This is a genomic window from Vibrio ichthyoenteri ATCC 700023 (assembly GCF_000222605.1).
Taxonomy (GTDB): domain Bacteria; phylum Pseudomonadota; class Gammaproteobacteria; order Enterobacterales; family Vibrionaceae; genus Vibrio; species Vibrio ichthyoenteri.
The window spans coordinates 60,204-76,213 of sequence record NZ_AFWF01000012.1; the positions used below are offsets into that span (position 1 = coordinate 60,204).

The 16,010-nt window shown below is 47.2% G+C and carries 17 protein-coding genes; 16 read left to right on the forward strand and 1 reads right to left on the reverse strand.

Features of this window, described 5'->3' with window-relative positions; translation table 11 throughout:
* Window positions 1-11: 11 nt before the first annotated feature.
* The 14 genes from fliF (at window position 12) to flhB (ending at window position 12,783) form a co-directional block, all read left to right on the forward strand.
* The gene (gene fliF / locus RH85_RS02075) at window positions 12-1,700 is read left to right on the forward strand and encodes a flagellar basal-body MS-ring/collar protein FliF (RefSeq protein WP_420895786.1); all 1,689 of its coding nucleotides are present in this window, start codon (window positions 12-14) and stop codon (window positions 1,698-1,700) included.
* Entirely contained in the window at window positions 1,690-2,745 is a 1,056-nt protein-coding gene (fliG, locus tag RH85_RS02080) for a flagellar motor switch protein FliG (protein WP_006710525.1), read from the forward strand. The genes fliF and fliG overlap by 11 nt, the downstream gene beginning before the upstream one ends.
* A 26-nt stretch (window positions 2,746-2,771) precedes the next feature.
* Window positions 2,772-3,572 carry a flagellar assembly protein FliH gene (gene fliH, locus RH85_RS02085; protein ID WP_006710526.1) on the forward strand — a complete coding sequence of 267 codons (801 nt, stop codon included), beginning with the start codon at window positions 2,772-2,774 and terminating at the stop codon, window positions 3,570-3,572.
* Window positions 3,572-4,894, forward strand: coding sequence for a flagellar protein export ATPase FliI (fliI, locus tag RH85_RS02090; RefSeq protein WP_006710527.1), 1,323 nt, complete (start codon window positions 3,572-3,574; stop codon window positions 4,892-4,894). Before fliH ends, fliI begins: the two co-directional genes overlap by 1 nt.
* Before the next feature lie 7 nt (window positions 4,895-4,901).
* A complete protein-coding gene (fliJ, locus tag RH85_RS02095; protein ID WP_006710528.1) occupies window positions 4,902-5,339 on the forward strand; it encodes a flagellar export protein FliJ in 438 nt (145 codons plus the stop codon).
* 201 nt (window positions 5,340-5,540) lie between these two features.
* Window positions 5,541-7,265, forward strand: coding sequence for a flagellar hook-length control protein FliK (locus tag RH85_RS02100; RefSeq protein ID WP_006710529.1), 1,725 nt, complete (start codon window positions 5,541-5,543; stop codon window positions 7,263-7,265).
* Between the two features lie 48 nt (window positions 7,266-7,313).
* Window positions 7,314-7,811 carry a flagellar basal body-associated protein FliL gene (gene fliL / locus RH85_RS02105; protein WP_006710530.1) on the forward strand — a complete coding sequence of 166 codons (498 nt, stop codon included), beginning with the start codon at window positions 7,314-7,316 and terminating at the stop codon, window positions 7,809-7,811.
* 8 nt (window positions 7,812-7,819) lie between these two features.
* Window positions 7,820-8,866, forward strand: a complete 1,047-nt coding sequence (gene fliM / locus RH85_RS02110) for a flagellar motor switch protein FliM (RefSeq protein ID WP_006710531.1) — start codon at window positions 7,820-7,822, stop codon at window positions 8,864-8,866.
* Window positions 8,867-8,889: 23 nt separating this feature from the next.
* Entirely contained in the window at window positions 8,890-9,300 is a 411-nt protein-coding gene (fliN, locus tag RH85_RS02115; RefSeq protein WP_005598370.1) for a flagellar motor switch protein FliN, read from the forward strand.
* Between the two features lie 3 nt (window positions 9,301-9,303).
* Window positions 9,304-9,696 (forward strand): flagellar biosynthetic protein FliO, encoded by a 393-nt coding sequence (gene fliO, locus RH85_RS02120; protein ID WP_006710532.1) that lies wholly within the window; start codon window positions 9,304-9,306, stop codon window positions 9,694-9,696.
* Window positions 9,683-10,558 (forward strand): flagellar type III secretion system pore protein FliP, encoded by an 876-nt coding sequence (gene fliP / locus RH85_RS02125; protein ID WP_006710533.1) that lies wholly within the window; start codon window positions 9,683-9,685, stop codon window positions 10,556-10,558. Before fliO ends, fliP begins: the two co-directional genes overlap by 14 nt.
* 12 nt (window positions 10,559-10,570) lie before the next feature.
* A complete protein-coding gene (gene fliQ, locus RH85_RS02130) occupies window positions 10,571-10,840 on the forward strand; it encodes a flagellar biosynthesis protein FliQ (protein ID WP_005598363.1) in 270 nt (89 codons plus the stop codon).
* Window positions 10,841-10,848: 8 nt separating this feature from the next.
* A complete protein-coding gene (gene fliR, locus RH85_RS02135; RefSeq protein WP_006710534.1) occupies window positions 10,849-11,631 on the forward strand; it encodes a flagellar biosynthetic protein FliR in 783 nt (260 codons plus the stop codon).
* Between the two features lie 21 nt (window positions 11,632-11,652).
* The gene (flhB, locus tag RH85_RS02140; RefSeq protein WP_006710535.1) at window positions 11,653-12,783 is read left to right on the forward strand and encodes a flagellar biosynthesis protein FlhB; all 1,131 of its coding nucleotides are present in this window, start codon (window positions 11,653-11,655) and stop codon (window positions 12,781-12,783) included.
* A gap of 381 nt (window positions 12,784-13,164) precedes the next feature.
* Here the strand turns inward: flhB and smrB are convergent, their stop codons facing one another.
* The gene (gene smrB / locus RH85_RS02145) at window positions 13,165-13,695 is read right to left on the reverse strand and encodes an endonuclease SmrB (RefSeq protein ID WP_006710536.1); all 531 of its coding nucleotides are present in this window, start codon (window positions 13,693-13,695) and stop codon (window positions 13,165-13,167) included.
* Window positions 13,696-13,768: 73 nt separating this feature from the next.
* Between smrB and prmB the strand changes: the two genes are divergently transcribed.
* Together prmB and aroC are read left to right on the forward strand one after the other, a co-directional pair.
* Window positions 13,769-14,701, forward strand: coding sequence for a 50S ribosomal protein L3 N(5)-glutamine methyltransferase (gene prmB, locus RH85_RS02150; protein ID WP_006710537.1), 933 nt, complete (start codon window positions 13,769-13,771; stop codon window positions 14,699-14,701).
* 188 nt (window positions 14,702-14,889) lie between these two features.
* Window positions 14,890-15,975, forward strand: coding sequence for a chorismate synthase (gene aroC, locus RH85_RS02155; protein ID WP_039948404.1), 1,086 nt, complete (start codon window positions 14,890-14,892; stop codon window positions 15,973-15,975).
* Window positions 15,976-16,010: the final 35 nt, after the last annotated feature.

Genomic DNA, 16,010 nt, shown 5'->3' on the forward strand with positions numbered 1-16,010 from the left:
CCGACAATGCGATGATTGCGCATGGTGGCGTTGATGGCTCAAGCCAGAATCCAGATCTTGATGAAAAAAGCAGTTCTAAATTTGATTTAGCTGTGGGCGATCTTGACCTTATGCGTCAAGTGGTCCTTGTGCTGTCTATTTCTATCTGTGTAGCCTTGATTGTGATGCTATTTTTCTGGGTGAAAGAGCCTGAAATGCGTCCTCTGGGTGCCTATGAAACGGAAGAGTTAATTCCAGTCCTCGATTATCTGGACTCGCAAAAACAAGATTATACCTTGGAAGGCAATACCGTCATGGTGCCGGCCGGCGAATACAGCGGTCTCAAACTCAACCTTGCTCGCGCGGGCTTAAACCAAGCCACCGAAGAAGGTGATGATATCTTGCTGCAAGATATGGGATTTGGTGTATCACAACGTTTAGAGTTGGAGCGCTTAAAGCTCAGCCGTGAGCGTCAGCTTTCCAAAGCGATTGAAGAAATGAAGCAAGTGCGTAAAGCGCGCGTGTTACTCGCCTTACCCAAACAAAGTGTGTTTGTGCGTCATAATCAAGAAGCGTCTGCCTCGGTGTTTCTGAATCTCAAGTCGGGCAATAACCTTAAACAAGAAGAAGTCGATTCAATCGTTGATATGGTGTCGAGTGCGGTTCCTGGTATGAAGCCAAATCGTATCACGGTCACTGACCAGCATGGCCGCCTTCTCAGTTCAGGCTCTCAAGATGAAGCGTCGATGGCGCGTCGTAAAGAGCATGAATTAGAGCGTAAACAAGAATCAGCCCTGCGGGAAAAAATTGATTCGGTCCTGATCCCGATTCTCGGTTTTGGCAACTACACCGCGCAAGTGGATATCGAGCTTGATTTTAGCGCCGTAGAGCAAACTCGTAAGAGCTTTGACCCTAATACTCCGGCCACCCGCAGTGAGTACACATTAGAAGACTACAACAACGGCAGTGTTGTTGCCGGCGTTCCGGGGGCATTAAGCAACCAACCGCCAGCGGACGCGTCTATTCCACAAGATGTCGCACAAATGAAAGACGGCAGCATGATGGGGCAAGGTTCGGTGCACAAGGAAGCGACACGTAACTTTGAGCTTGATACCACCATCAGCCATGAACGCCGTCAAACGGGTGTGGTTAATCGACAAACTGTCGCGGTCGCGATCAAAAATCGCCCGATTGTCAATCCGGAAACAGGCACGACAACTTACCAACCGCTATCCGAATCTGAGCTTAATTCGATTCGCCAAGTCTTAATCGGTGCGGTTGGCTTTAGCCAAAATCGTGGTGACTTACTTAATGTTTTGAGCATGCAATTTGCTGAGCCTGAAATGGAAAGCATCGTTGATGCGCCAATTTGGGAACACCCTAATTTCAATGACTGGGTGCGTTGGTTTGCCAGTGCTCTGGTGGTGGTTATTGTCGTCTTAGTTCTTGTTCGTCCGGCGATGAAGAAACTGCTTAATCCAGCAGCGGAAGATGACGACCAAATGTATGGCCCAGATGGCATGCCAATTGGTGCGGATGGTGAAACTAGCTTGATCGGCGGTGATCTCGATGGTGGTGAACTGTTTGAGTTCGGTTCAAGTATCGATTTACCTAATCTACACAAAGATGAAGACGTATTAAAAGCGGTGCGTGCTCTGGTGGCGAATGAACCAGAGTTGGCTGCGCAAGTAGTGAAGAACTGGATGAAAGATGGCCAATGAAATCGTAGCACAGGAACAAGGCACTGATATCGCTGAAAATACAGTTGATATCTCGACTATTCCCGGTGAAGAGCGAGCAGCAATTCTATTGCTGAGCCTTAATGAAGAAGATGCCGCGGGCATTATCCGTCACCTAGAGCCGAAGCAAGTGCAACGCGTGGGTAGCGCGATGGCGCGTGCGGCGGATTTAAGCCAAGATAAGGTCGGTGCGGTGCATCGTGCTTTTTTGGAAGACATTCAGAAGTACACTAATATCGGCATGGGTAGCGAAGACTTTATGCGCAACACTTTGATTGCAGCATTAGGTCAAGATAAAGCCAACAACTTAGTCGACCAAATTTTGCTAGGCACAGGTTCTAAGGGCCTAGATTCATTGAAATGGATGGACCCACGTCAAGTGGCAAGCATCATCATCAATGAACACCCACAGATCCAAACCATCGTTTTATCGTACCTCGACCCTGATCAATCCGCCGAAATTTTGTCACAGTTTGCTGAACGTGACCGTCTCGATTTAATGATGCGTATTGCCAACCTTGAAGAAGTTCAACCTTCGGCTCTGGCTGAATTGAACGAGATCATGGAGAAGCAGTTTGCAGGTCAAGCGGGTGCTCAAGCAGCCAAGATTGGTGGCCTGAAAGCCGCTGCCGAGATCATGAACTACATGGACAACAACGTCGAAGGCGTCTTGATGGAGCAAATCCGCGACCAAGACGAAGATATGGCGACGCAAATCCAAGACCTGATGTTTGTGTTCGAAAACCTTATCGAAGTCGACGACCAAGGCATTCAGAAATTGCTGCGTGACGTACCGCAAGATGTTCTGCAAAGAGCGCTTAAAGGCGCCGATGATGGCCTACGTGATAAGATCTTCAAGAACATGTCTAAGCGTGCCGCTGAAATGATGCGCGATGACCTTGAAGCGATGCCGCCAATCAAAGTCTCTGATGTGGAATCTGCACAGAAAGAAGTGCTGGCGATTGCCCGTCGCATGGCGGATGCTGGTGAGCTAATGCTGTCTGGCGGCGCGGACGAATTCCTATAATTATTTGCTGCTACAGGTAAACGAACATGTCTGGTGAGAGAAAACGCGGCTTTTTACGCCTCGATGACGATCAACAAGTAGAGAAACCGCAGAAATGGGGTTTGCCTGACTATACCTCTGAAAATCGCTCGCAAGCACGCGAAACGGCGATGAACTACGATCCGGGCTGGATGCCGAGCTTTAGTGAGCCGGAAGTCGATGTTCCTGCAGAGCTGACTGACGAAGAAATCGAACTGATCAAGCAGCAAGCTTATCAGGAAGGGTTACATCAAGGTCAAGAAGCGGGCTTTAAGCAAGGCTATGATAAAGGTAAAGAGCAAGGGCTAGAGCAAGGTCAGCAAGAAGGTCTTGAGTCTGGAAAAATCGAAGGGGTTGCCGCGGGACAAGAGTTTATTCAGCAGCAAGTACAAACCTTCGTTAATCTGGCCAATCAATTTGCTCAACCACTTGAGTTAATGAATGCGCAAGTGGAAAAACAGCTGGTAGACATGGTACTGACTTTGGTCAAAGAAGTGGTGCATGTTGAGGTGCAAACCAATCCCCAAGTGATTTTAGATACCATTAAGCAGTCAGTTGAAGCGCTGCCTGTGTCTGGTCATGCAATCACCTTGAAACTCCATCCTGATGACGTTGAAATTATCCGCTCCTCTTATGGTGAAGAAAGCCTTGAGTTCCGTAATTGGACGTTATTGGCTGAACCTGCTTTAAATCGCGGTGATGTGCAAATTGAAGCGGGCGATTCCAGCGTCAATTACCGCATGGAAGAGCGAATCTGCAGCGTGTTACAAAGTTTTTGTGGTTCTAATCGTCATCAAGGCGGTGAATAGTGCTACAGCTGGCTGATCGACTTTCTCAATACAAAACCAAAGGGTTAACATGTCGCCCTGTCGCGTCAGGTAAACTGGTGCGCGTGGTCGGTTTGACGCTTGAAGCGACAGGCTGTCGAGCGCCGATTGGCAGCTTGTGTAAAGTCGAAACTATGCACGGTGAAATGGAAGCCGAAGTGGTGGGCTTTTCTGGTGACAATCTATTTTTGATGCCGAGCGAGCAAATTACTGGTGTGATGCCCGGTGCCAAAGTGACGCCTTTAACCAGTGAAACCGGTCTTCCTGTTGGCATGGAATTACTTGGTCGGGTCATTGATGGTGTTGGTAACCCCCTTGATGGTCTTGGACCAATCTATACCGAAAAACGCGCTTCATTCAATGCCGAGCCGATAAACCCTTTGTCGCGTAAGCCAATCACTGAGCCTTTGGATGTGGGCTTAAAAGCGATCAATGGTTTATTGACGGTCGGAAAGGGCCAACGTATCGGCCTATTTGCCGGTTCAGGTGTCGGTAAATCGGTTACCTTGGGTATGATGACTCGTGGTACGACTGCGCAAGTAGTTGTGGTGGGGTTGATTGGTGAACGTGGCCGCGAAGTAAAAGAATTTATTGAAGAAATTTTAGGTGTTGATGGCAGACAACGCTCTGTGGTTGTTGCAGCACCGGCGGATTCATCGCCATTGATGCGTCTGAAAGGCTGTCAAACCGCATTGACCATTGCCGAGTACTTCCGTGACCAAGGCTTAGATGTGCTCTTGCTGATGGATTCACTGACACGTTTTGCTCAAGCTCAACGTGAAATTGCTTTGTCTGTTGGAGAACCACCTGCCACCAAAGGTTATCCGCCATCGGTATTCGCCAAGCTGCCTGCTTTGGTTGAACGTGCCGGTAACGGCAGTCCTGAGCAAGGTTCCATTACCGCCTTTTTCACCGTGTTAACCGAAGGTGATGATCTACAAGATCCGATTGCGGATGCGTCACGTGCTATCTTGGATGGTCACGTGGTGTTATCACGGGAGATGGCGGATGCTGGTCATTATCCGGCGATCGATGTTGAGAAGTCGGTCAGTCGTGTCATGCCACAGATCACCACCGATGAGCATGTGCTGATGTCTAAAGCGGTGCGTCAGGTCTTGTCTATTTGTCGTAAAAACCAAGACTTGGTGTCTATCGGTGCCTATAAGCCGGGCACTGATCAAGCGATTGATGCTGCCTTTACACTTAAACCGAAACTCGATGCATTCTTACAGCAAAGCATGAAAGAGAGTGTCCCTTATGATATGTGCGTCAATATGCTTGGTCGCCTACTAAAAGGGGAATAAGGACTAAATGGATAACGCATTAGAGTTTTTGGTTGAACAAGTTAAAGAGCGTGAAAACCAAGCCGTGTTAGCTCTGAATCAAGCGCGCGGAGAACTGCATGGTTATTACCAGCAGTTAGAACAGATTGAAAAGTATCGATTGGATTATTGTCAGCAATTGATTGATCGTGGCAAACAAGGCTTAACCGCGAGCCAATATACTCACTTGAATCGTTTTTTGACCACGCTTGATAATACCTTGTCGAAACAAAAACAGGCCGAATCGCACTTTAAAGATCAGGTAGAAAACTGCGAAGCACACTGGTTGGAATGCCGTAAACAACGTCGCTCTTACGAGTGGATGATTGAGGAAAAACTAAAAGAAAAACAACGTTTAGAAAATATCCGTGAACAAAAGCAAATGGATGAGTTCTCAACCCTGCAATATTCCCGTCGTACCCTTTAAGCGTCGCGCGCCATGCTAACGTTACTAGCTATGTAACTAGTATAGTTGGCGCGTATCTTGCTTGATAATTCGTATTGAATCCGTGGCCATTTGGCCATCAAGTTGCTGTGATTGCTTGCTTAATATTGATTTGAGCCAGCCAACTTCAGCGACTTGTTACTGTATACGCGTGCACGTAAGCCGAGAGTGAGTCTACCAATAATGAATGTCAATCTATCCTCATCAACCGATGTTGCTAAAGTCAGTAACGGCGCTGTTGATGGTAAAAGCACGACGACAGAATCTGCTGAAGACGAAGGTTTTTTTGCTAAGCTGACGGCGTTTATTAAAGGCGAATCAAAAGCGGATGCAGCCCAAGGTGAGGCCGAGGCAAAAGTGAACGCTGAAGTCGCAGGGGATGCTGTAATTGAAACCGCGTCTGCGGCCACAGAACAAGGCGACGAAGTGACGGCGCTGGATGATGCCAGTTCAGAGCAAGCTCTGCTCGATGGCGATACTCTCGATACTGCCGAACAACAAAAGGTACAAACAAGCGCTGCGGATGATAGCGAGCATAAAGCGACCTCAATTCCTCCACAATTGGAAAAATTCATCGAAAAACCAAGCCCTGATTCAGCGCAAGTTGAACAAGCTTTGGCGGAAAACCAACAGTTTCTAGGTCGATTAGATCAATCAGTAAAATCGCTACAAACAAAAGACGGCAAGGCTTTGCCACCGCACGATGCGGCAGTGCTAGATGGTGACGTTGAGCTCATTGATGGGCAAGCAACTTTAACAGAGGCTCAAGCCCTGATAGCGGGTCAATCTGCCAATGTATCTGAGGATGATCTCGCCAAGATTGATTCGCAAAATCTGAGTGAACAACAAAAAGCCGAACTGGCTGCGTTGATGGGTCAAAGCGCTTCTAAAGACCAAGATCAAGACCAAGCGACAGTAGACTCGGCGGGAACCTCGGTGACCGCTCAAGACACCGAAGGAAAAGAGAAAGTTGAAGGCGCTGCAATTGCCTGGAATAGTCAAGCTAGCAGCCAAACTAGCAGCGGCGATACGGCAAAATTAGGTAAAGAAGAGGTTGTTCTAAAAGGTAATGCGCAGTCTGCGGCAATCATGCAGCAAGCGCAGAATCAGGCGCAACATTCAGCTCAGACAACAGCGCAAGCATCAGCGGCACAAACAAGTCATGCAGCGGCTGCGAGTAATGGTGCTATCAATGCGGCGGTATTAACCCCGACAGCGCCGATGGATGCTTCTGCTGCGCAGCAGTTACAAACCGTAACTGCACCGGTTAATAGCGCTGCGCAAGCTGAACAAATCATGCAAGCGGCGATGGGCTTAAAAGGCACCGCAGTGGCGGGTAAACTCGCTTCTTCAGCCGATGGTCAAGCCCCCGCAGGCATTGAAGCGGCACTCGCACAGCAGTTGGGCCAAACGGCTGGGGCTCAGGGGGTAAACAATCAAATTCGCCCAGAGCAAGTCGCTCAACAGCCGCCAATGCCACTTAATCGCGAGATGGCGAGTGAGCAAGTCGCAGAGCGGGTGCAAATGATGTTATCGAAAAATCTAAAAAATATTGATATTCGCCTCGATCCACCAGAGTTGGGCCGGATGCAAATCCGCATGAATATGAATGGTGATGGCACAAACGTACACTTTACGGTGGCGAACTCACAAGCCCGTGATATTGTTGAGCAAGCGATGCCGCGTCTACGAGAAATGTTGGCTCAGCAAGGTTTGCAGCTCGGAGATACTTCAGTACAGCAACAAGCGTCTGGTCAGCAGCAAAATGGCTATGCCGCAGCAAATGAAGGGGGTTTTGGTCAAGGGAGCAGCGATCAGCATGCATCAAGTGAAGAAAACCTTGAACCAGACGTCAAACTTGATTTGAATGTGGCGACAAAGCGTGATGGAATCAGTTATTACGCTTAGACTAGGCGTTAGAGATTAACGAATTGAATAGCTAGAGAAAGTTAAACTATGGCAGCAGAAGAAGTTGAAAACGGCGCACCTAAGAGCAAAAGCAAACTCATCATCATAATTGTCGCGGTGGTGGTATTGGTACTCGGCGGTGGCGGTGCGGCATTTTTCTTGATGGGTTCTGATGATTCAGGTTCATCGCAGCAGGCATCTCAACAAGCAGCAACTGCGACAGAGTCTCCGGTTTCCTATGTTAATATTGCTCAGCCATTTCTATTCAATGTTACCGGCGATAAAAAAGATCGTTTGGTACAAATTAACGTTCAGTTGATGGTGCGTGGATTCGAGAATGAAAATTTAGCTCGCTACCATTCACCTTTGATTGAAAGCTCACTGCTTGGTACGTTCGCATCAGCGACGGTCGAGCAGCTACGCAACGCCAATGGGCGCGTCGAGTTGCGCCAAAAAGCAACCGATGATATTAAAGCGAGCTTGACTCGCGCAGTAGGCCAACCCGTGATTGAACGTGTGTTGTTTACTGATTTTGTTATTCAGTAGGAATTAGTGTGACCGATCTATTAAGCCAAGACGAAATTGATGCGCTATTGCATGGCGTCGATGATGTCGATGACGTTGAAGATGACGTCGTCGCTGACAGTGATGCGGTAGACTTCGATTTCTCTTCCCAAGACCGCATTGTCCGCGGTCGTATGCCAACGCTTGAATTGATCAACGAGCGTTTTGCTCGTCATATGCGTATCAGCCTGTTCAACATGTTGCGAAAAACCGCTGAGGTTTCGATCAACGGTGTACAGATGATGAAATTTGGCGAATACCAAAATACGTTATATGTTCCAACCAGCTTGAACATGGTGCGCTTTAGACCTTTAAAAGGGACATCGTTGATCACCATGGAAGCGCGATTGGTATTTATTTTAGTAGAAAACTTTTTTGGTGGTGATGGACGCTTCCATGCGCGTATCGAAGGGCGTGAGTTTACCCCAACTGAACGTCGTATCATCCAGCTCCTGCTGAAAATTGTGTTTGAAGATTACAAAGAAGCTTGGTCACCAGTGATGGGGGTTGAGTTCGAATACCTCGATTCCGAAGTGAACCCGAGCATGGCGAACATCGTCAGCCCGACGGAAGTTATCGTGGTGAGCTCATTCCATATTGAAGTGGATGGCGGCGGCGGCGACTTCCATATGGTGATGCCATATTCGATGGTGGAACCGATCCGTGAATTGCTTGATGCTGGTGTTCAATCTGACAAGATGGAAACCGATGTGCGCTGGAGCAGTGCACTGCGTGAAGAGATCATGGATGTGCCGGTTAACTTCCGCGTTGATTTATTAGAAAAAGACATTTCATTGCGTGATTTGATGGAACTGCAACCGGGGGATATTATTCCGGTCGATATGCCAGAAAATGCGGTTATGTTCGTCGAAGAACTGCCAACCTATCGCGTAAAAATGGGTCGCTCTGGTGAGAAAATGGCGATTCAAATTGCAGAAAAAATCCGACGCCCAGATGTGGTGAAAACCGATATTGCGTTCCTTGGAAAAGACGTCATTTCCGATTTAGAGCGTGATGACGGTGAGATTGAAGATTAAAACGATTAAATAGGTATTTAGGTATGGAACCAAGTGACGACCAAAGACTAGCCGACGAATGGGCGGCGGCATTAGGTGAAGATCCAAGCGCTCCGAGTATTGATGTAGATGAAGTGATGTCGGCGCAGTTTGATGAATTGCAAGATACTTCATCACCAATCTCTGATGATGAGCGTCGTAAGCTCGATACCATTTTGGATATTCCAGTAACCATTTCGATGGAAGTTGGCCGTTCGCAAATCAGTATTCGTAACTTATTACAGTTAAACCAAGGTTCAGTTGTAGAGCTTGAGCGCTTAGCGGGTGAATCGCTGGATGTCTTAGTTAACGGCACCTTGATTGCTCATGGCGAAGTGGTGGTAGTGAACGATAAATTCGGTATTCGTTTGACCGATGTGATCAGCCAAACTGAGCGTATTAAGAAGCTAAGGTAATGTATGAAGCCTAATTTATACTGGCTATTACTGCTTTCTCCATCGGCTTTTGGCGCGTCAGCCGCGCCTTCAAGCCAATTTGACTGGGCGACCACATTTGGGTCGCTCTTGTTCGTTATAGCCCTGATCCTTTTATTGGCATGGATGCTTAAGCGCATGCGCGTTCCTACCATGACCAATCAAAAAGGCCTCAATGTCGTTCGCCAAGTCGCAGTAGGTACTCGTGAACGAATTTTGATTGTCCAAGCCGGAGAGGAGCAGTTTTTGGTTGGTGTGACTCCACAATCAATTCAACTGATTTCTAAGCTGGAAAAAACCTTGTCTCAGGAGGAGCTGGCTACCAGTCCGTTTGCAAGTCAACTGACTCAGCTACTGAAAAAGAATGATAAAAAATAATCACCTATCGTCACTTTTCTTGGCGTTTGTATTGGCTATTTTTTCCAGCTTGTCTGTCGCTTCAGAAGAGCTCGATACCCCAATTAATAGCAGCGTTGCTTCCAATTCGGTAACGGTGTCTGCAATGGAAAACGATCAAGGCTCAGCTCGAACCTTATCGACTAACATGATAGCGGGTACAGGCGGTGCAGGCATTCCTGCGTTTACCGTGACCACCAATGCCAACGGTACTGAAGATTATTCGGTTAACCTGCAAATTCTCGCCCTAATGACCATGCTTGGTTTTTTGCCAGCGATGGTTATTTTGATGACCTCGTTTACCCGAATCGTGGTGGTGATGTCGATCTTGCGTCAGGCGATGGGTCTACAACAAACGCCATCTAACCAAGTGATCATTGGCATCGCCATCTTTTTGACCTTTTTTATCATGTCACCGGTGTTGAATAAGATTAACGATACGGCGGTTCAGCCCTATATCAACGAGCAAGTGACCGCTCGCCAAGCGTTCGATCTTGCGCAGGAACCGATGAGAGATTTTATGCTCAAGCAGACGCGAGTAAAAGATCTGGAAACCTTCGTTAATATTTCTGGCTCCACGGCCACGGCTCCTGAAGATGTTTCGATGGCGGTATTGATCCCGGCGTTCATTACTTCTGAGTTGAAAACAGCGTTCCAAATTGGTTTTATGCTGTTTTTACCCTTCTTGATTATCGACTTGGTGGTGGCTTCGGTTTTGATGGCGATGGGTATGATGATGCTTTCGCCGATGATCGTATCGTTGCCGTTTAAATTAATGCTGTTCGTGCTGGTGGATGGGTGGAATTTGATTCTCTCAACCTTGGCCGGCAGTTTTGCTTTGTGACGGGAGAACACTATGACTCCTGAAATGTTTGTTGAGCTGTTTCGCGATGCTTTGTGGATGGTACTGATCATGGTCTGTGCCATCGTTATTCCCAGTTTGCTAGTGGGTCTTGTCGTGGCGATATTCCAAGCGGCGACCTCAATCAACGAACAAACCCTGAGCTTTTTGCCTCGTTTGGTGATTACCTTGTTGGCATTGATGTTTTTCGCTCACATGATGACCCAAATGATGACGGAGTACTTTTACTCGATTATTGAGCGCTTGCCGCAAGTGCTCTACTAGGAATCGAGATGGAATATCCTGCCAGCGTCATTTTAGATTGGATTGCCAATTACTTTTGGCCCTACACCCGTATTGCGGCCATGCTGATGGTCATGACGGTAACTGGCGCGCGCTTTGTTCCAACACGAGTGAGGCTATATCTTGGTCTCGCGATTACTTTTGCTGTCATGCCTGCGGTGCCAAAAGTCCCTGAGAGTATAGAACTGCTCTCTTTTGAAGGCTTTATGATCACCTTTGAACAGATTGTCATCGGGGTGGCGATGGGGACGGTTACCCAGTTTATGATTCAGATCTTCGTTATCTTGGGTCAAATCTTGGGTATGCAGTCGAGCTTGGGTTTTGCTTCCATGGTTGACCCGGCTAATGGCCAGAACACCCCATTGCTTGGTCAGCTGTTTATGTTTTTGGCCACCATGTTTTTTCTTTCGACCGATGGTCATTTGAAAATGTTGATGCTGGTGGTGATGAGTTTTAAGTCTTTGCCTATTGGGGTAGGATCTTTAACCGCAGTGGATTTTCGTGAGCTCGCCACATGGCTTGGTACCATGTTTAAGCTCGCTTTGAGTATGTCGCTGTCTGGCATTATCGCCTTGCTGACCATCAATTTATCGTTTGGTGTTATGACCCGTGCCGCTCCTCAGTTGAACATTTTTGCACTGGGTTTTACCTTTGCCCTTATCGTCGGTCTATTGTTATGTTGGTATATTCTCGGCGGCTTATTTACTCACTATGAGTTAATTTGGCTACAAGGCGAGCAGCAAATTTGTCGTTTCATTCGTTTAGATTGTTAATCATTGCCTTAGGAGGCTGAATTGGCAGAATCAGACGGTCAAGAACGTACCGAAGACGCCACGCCCAAGCGCTTGCAACAGGCCCGAGAAAAAGGGCAGGTTGCAAGGTCAAAAGAGTTGGCGTCAGTATCAGTGCTTGTTATCGGCTCCGTCGCCCTTATGTGGTTTGGCGATGGGTTAGCTCGCGCCTTATTTGAGGTGATGGGACGTCTGTTTAAGCTCTCGCGTGAAGAGATCTTCGATCTTGATAAACTGTTTGATATCGTCCTAGGTTCTCTCGGCGGTTTACTTTTCCCGTTGCTGCTCATTTTGTTTGTGTTATTTGTCGCGGCTTTAGTTGGTGCCGCTGGCATTGGTGGGGTGAGCTTTTCTGCTGAGGCTGCCATGCCGAAAGCATCAAAAATGAATCCGCTAAGTGGCCTAAAACGTATGGTCGGGATGCAAAGCTGGGTTGAACTGATTAAGTCGATTTTGAAAGTGGCATTGGTATCGGGCATGGCCTTCTATTTGATCAATGCGGCTAAAGAAGATTTGTTCCAGCTAAGTTTGGATGTTTACCCACAAAACATCTTTCATGCTCTCGATATTTTGCTCAACTTTATCCTTTTGATCAGCTGTTCATTGCTGATAGTGGTGGCGATTGATATTCCTTTCCAGATTTGGCAACACGCTAATCAATTGAAGATGACCAAGCAGGAAGTCAAAGACGAATACAAGGAAACGGAAGGTAAACCGGAAGTAAAAGGTCGAATTAGGATGTTGCAACGTGAAGCGGCGCAGCGTCGTATGATGGCTGATGTTCCGCAGGCTGACGTTATCATCACCAACCCAGAACACTTCTCTGTTGCACTCCGTTATGATCAAAAAAATGACCGAGCGCCGATAGTAGTGGCGAAAGGCGTTGATCATATGGCAATGAAGATCCGAGAAGTTGCCCGCGAGCACAACATCTACATTATCCCCGCACCGCCACTCGCGCGTGCGCTTTATCATTCAACTGAATTAGAGCAAGAGATCCCCGACGGTCTGTTTACCGCGGTGGCACAAATATTGGCGTATGTTTTCCAGTTGAAGCAATACCGAAAACGCGGCGGACAAAGACCTAATTTGAAAACCTCAGAGCTACCAATCCCAACTGAATTGCGTAAATAGCTTAAGAAGCGAGAACGCTGCGCTATAGATCCCCAACTTGTTCTTCCCTCACTCTTGAGGATGACGAAAAAGCTGAACACTTAAATTCTGTCATTCTCGATAGCGACGAAGGAGCGCAGTCGGGAATCTGTTTGAATTATGCGTTTGCGATAGATCCCCAACTCGTTGTTCCTCACTCTTGAGGATGACGAAAAAGCTGAACACTTAAATTTTGTCATTCTCGATAGCGACGAAGGAGCGTAGTCGGGAATCTTTTACGAGATCTAACAGCCTCTCGCTTCCCGCTTCTCGCTTCCCGCTTCTCGCTTTTCGATCTCGATTCTCAAATCTATAAGCGAAGCGTTCTATAGAGCGTAGCTCGTTCCCGACTCTCTAACCCCGCTATTTCTCCGGAATCGACAGCAACACCAGTAGCGCTCCATCACCACCAAACTCTAAGGGCGCTTGGTGAAAGGCCATTACGTCTGGGTGTTGAGCAAGCCATAGCGGGGCTTTCTGCTTAAGTATGTGCTTACCAATGCCGTGCTGAACGCAGGCACAATGTACGTCATTCTTAATGCAGTAGGCCAACATAGAACCAAGTTCTCGTTTGGCTTCTACTTGCGTCATGCCGTGCATATCCAAAAATACATCGGGCACATACACACCACGACGTAATCTTTTTACCTCATAAGTCGAGACATCATCACGCGCATAGCGGGTTGGCCCCTCTTCATTTAGGCGCGGCACAAACTCGTCAGAGAAATAAAATTCAGCATCGCTGCTTTCTCGAGCAGTTCGCTTGATTTCTTTTTGCTTAGTATTCTTTTTTGGTTGCTGGACTATGGTATCCTGTGGCAACTTTTTTACGCCTTGTACTGCATCCCTAAATAGGGCGAAATCGTCATCAGCGTTGGTGTCTTTTTGGCTCATGGGTATAAAATTATGGTTAACACAACAGGGTTAATTTCATTAAGCAGTATTGTAGCGCTTTTCGGAGGCAAGTTTGGATAAGATTTTTGTAGAAGAAGCGGTATCAGAATTACACACGCTTCAAGATATGGTCCGTTGGACAGTGAGCCGCTTTAATGCAGCGAACATTTTTTATGGCCACGGTACCGACAATGCATGGGACGAAGCGGTTCAGCTTATCTTGCCAACCCTTTACCTGCCAATCGATGTGCCTCCACACGTGTTGAACTCACGCTTGACGACCAGTGAGCGAATGAGAATTGTTGAGCGCGTGGTTAAGCGTATTAATGAACGTACGCCAACCGCATACCTAACCAATAAGGCATGGTTCTGTGGGTTAGAGTTTTTCGTTGATGAACGTGTACTTGTGCCTCGTTCACCTATCGGCGAGCTGATCCAAGCTGAATTCCAGCCTTGGTTAATTGAAGAGCCAACTCGCATTATGGATCTTTGTACCGGCAGTGGCTGTATTGCGATTGCGTGTGCTAATGCTTTCCCTGATGCAGAAGTGGATGCGATTGATATCTCAACGGATGCACTACAAGTCGCTGAGCTTAACGTTCAAGATCATGGTTTAGAGCAACAAGTTTTCCCTATCCGTTCAGATCTATTCCGTGATTTGCCAAAAGAGCAGTACAACGTGATTGTTTCAAATCCACCTTATGTGGATGAAGAAGACATGAATAGCTTGCCGGAAGAGTTCACACATGAACCTGCTCTTGGTTTAGCAGCAGGTACAGATGGCCTGAAACTGGTGCGTCGTATTTTGGCGAATGCTCCGGATTATTTGACAGAGAAAGGCTTCTTGATCTGTGAAGTAGGCAACTCAATGGTACATATGATGGAGCAATATCCACATATCCCATTCACGTGGTTAGAGTTTGAAAACGGCGGTCATGGTGTATTTTTATTGACCCGCGACCAAATGCTAGAGCACGCTGCTGAGTTCTCGATCTATAAAGATTAATTTTAGCTGTTAGAGTGATTTTAAAACGCCATGTGCTTGTTAGTGCATGGCGTTTTTTTTATTTGTGTCGCTGATTTTGTTGTCTTTTGGGGGTTTACATCAATGGTTATTCAAGCGACTATGAATCTACCAACATCAGGAAGAAACGCTGTGATCAGGTCAATTACAGCATAAAAGTTGAGGACGCAATGGCAGGAAATAGTATCGGACAACACTTCCGAGTGACAACGTTCGGAGAAAGTCACGGTATCGCACTAGGATGTATCGTTGACGGTTGCCCTCCGGGGTTAGAAATTTCAGAAGAGATGATTCAAGTCGATCTTGATCGTCGCCGTCCAGGCACATCGCGCTACACCACAGCACGACGCGAACCGGATCAGGTTAAAATTCTCTCAGGTGTCTTTGAAGGTAAAACCACCGGTACTTCTATCGGCCTATTAATTGAGAACACCGATCAGCGTTCAAAAGATTATTCCGATATTCAAGATAAGTTCCGCCCTGGTCATGCGGACTATACCTACCATCAGAAATATGGCATTCGTGATTATCGTGGTGGCGGCCGTTCGTCAGCACGTGAAACGGCAATGCGAGTGGCGGCAGGTGCGATTGCTAAGCAGTACTTGAAGCAAGAATTTGGCGTTGAAGTACGGGCATACCTATCACAAATGGGTGATGTGGCGATTGAAACCGTTGATTGGAATGAGATTGAAAACAATCCATTTTTTAGCCCAGATGCGGAAAAAGTGGATGCGTTTGATCAACTGATCCGCGATTTAAAAAAACAAGGTGATTCCGTTGGCGCTAAAATCCAAGTGGTTGCGACCAATGTGCCAGTGGGATTAGGAGAGCCAGTATTTGATCGTCTTGATGCTGATATTGCCCATGCTTTGATGAGTATTAATGCCGTCAAAGGGGTGGAGATTGGCGACGGTTTTGATGTGGTTAAGCAAAAAGGCAGCGAGCATCGTGATGCTTTGTCACCACAAGGCTTCGATAGCAACCACGCCGGTGGTATTTTGGGTGGTATCTCGACCGGTCAAGATATTGTCGCCAATATTGCTTTAAAACCAACGTCAAGTATTACTGTACCGGGTAAAACCATTGATAAACATGGTGAGCCAACGGAATTAATCACCAAAGGTCGTCATGACCCATGTGTGGGTATTCGTGCAGTACCTATTGCCGAATCAATGCTGGCGATAGTGGTGATGGATCATTTGTTGCGTCATCGCGGCCAAAACCATGGTGTCGTGACAGAAACGCCAAAGATTTAGTTAGATTATCTGCAGTGAACAACGAGATACAAAAA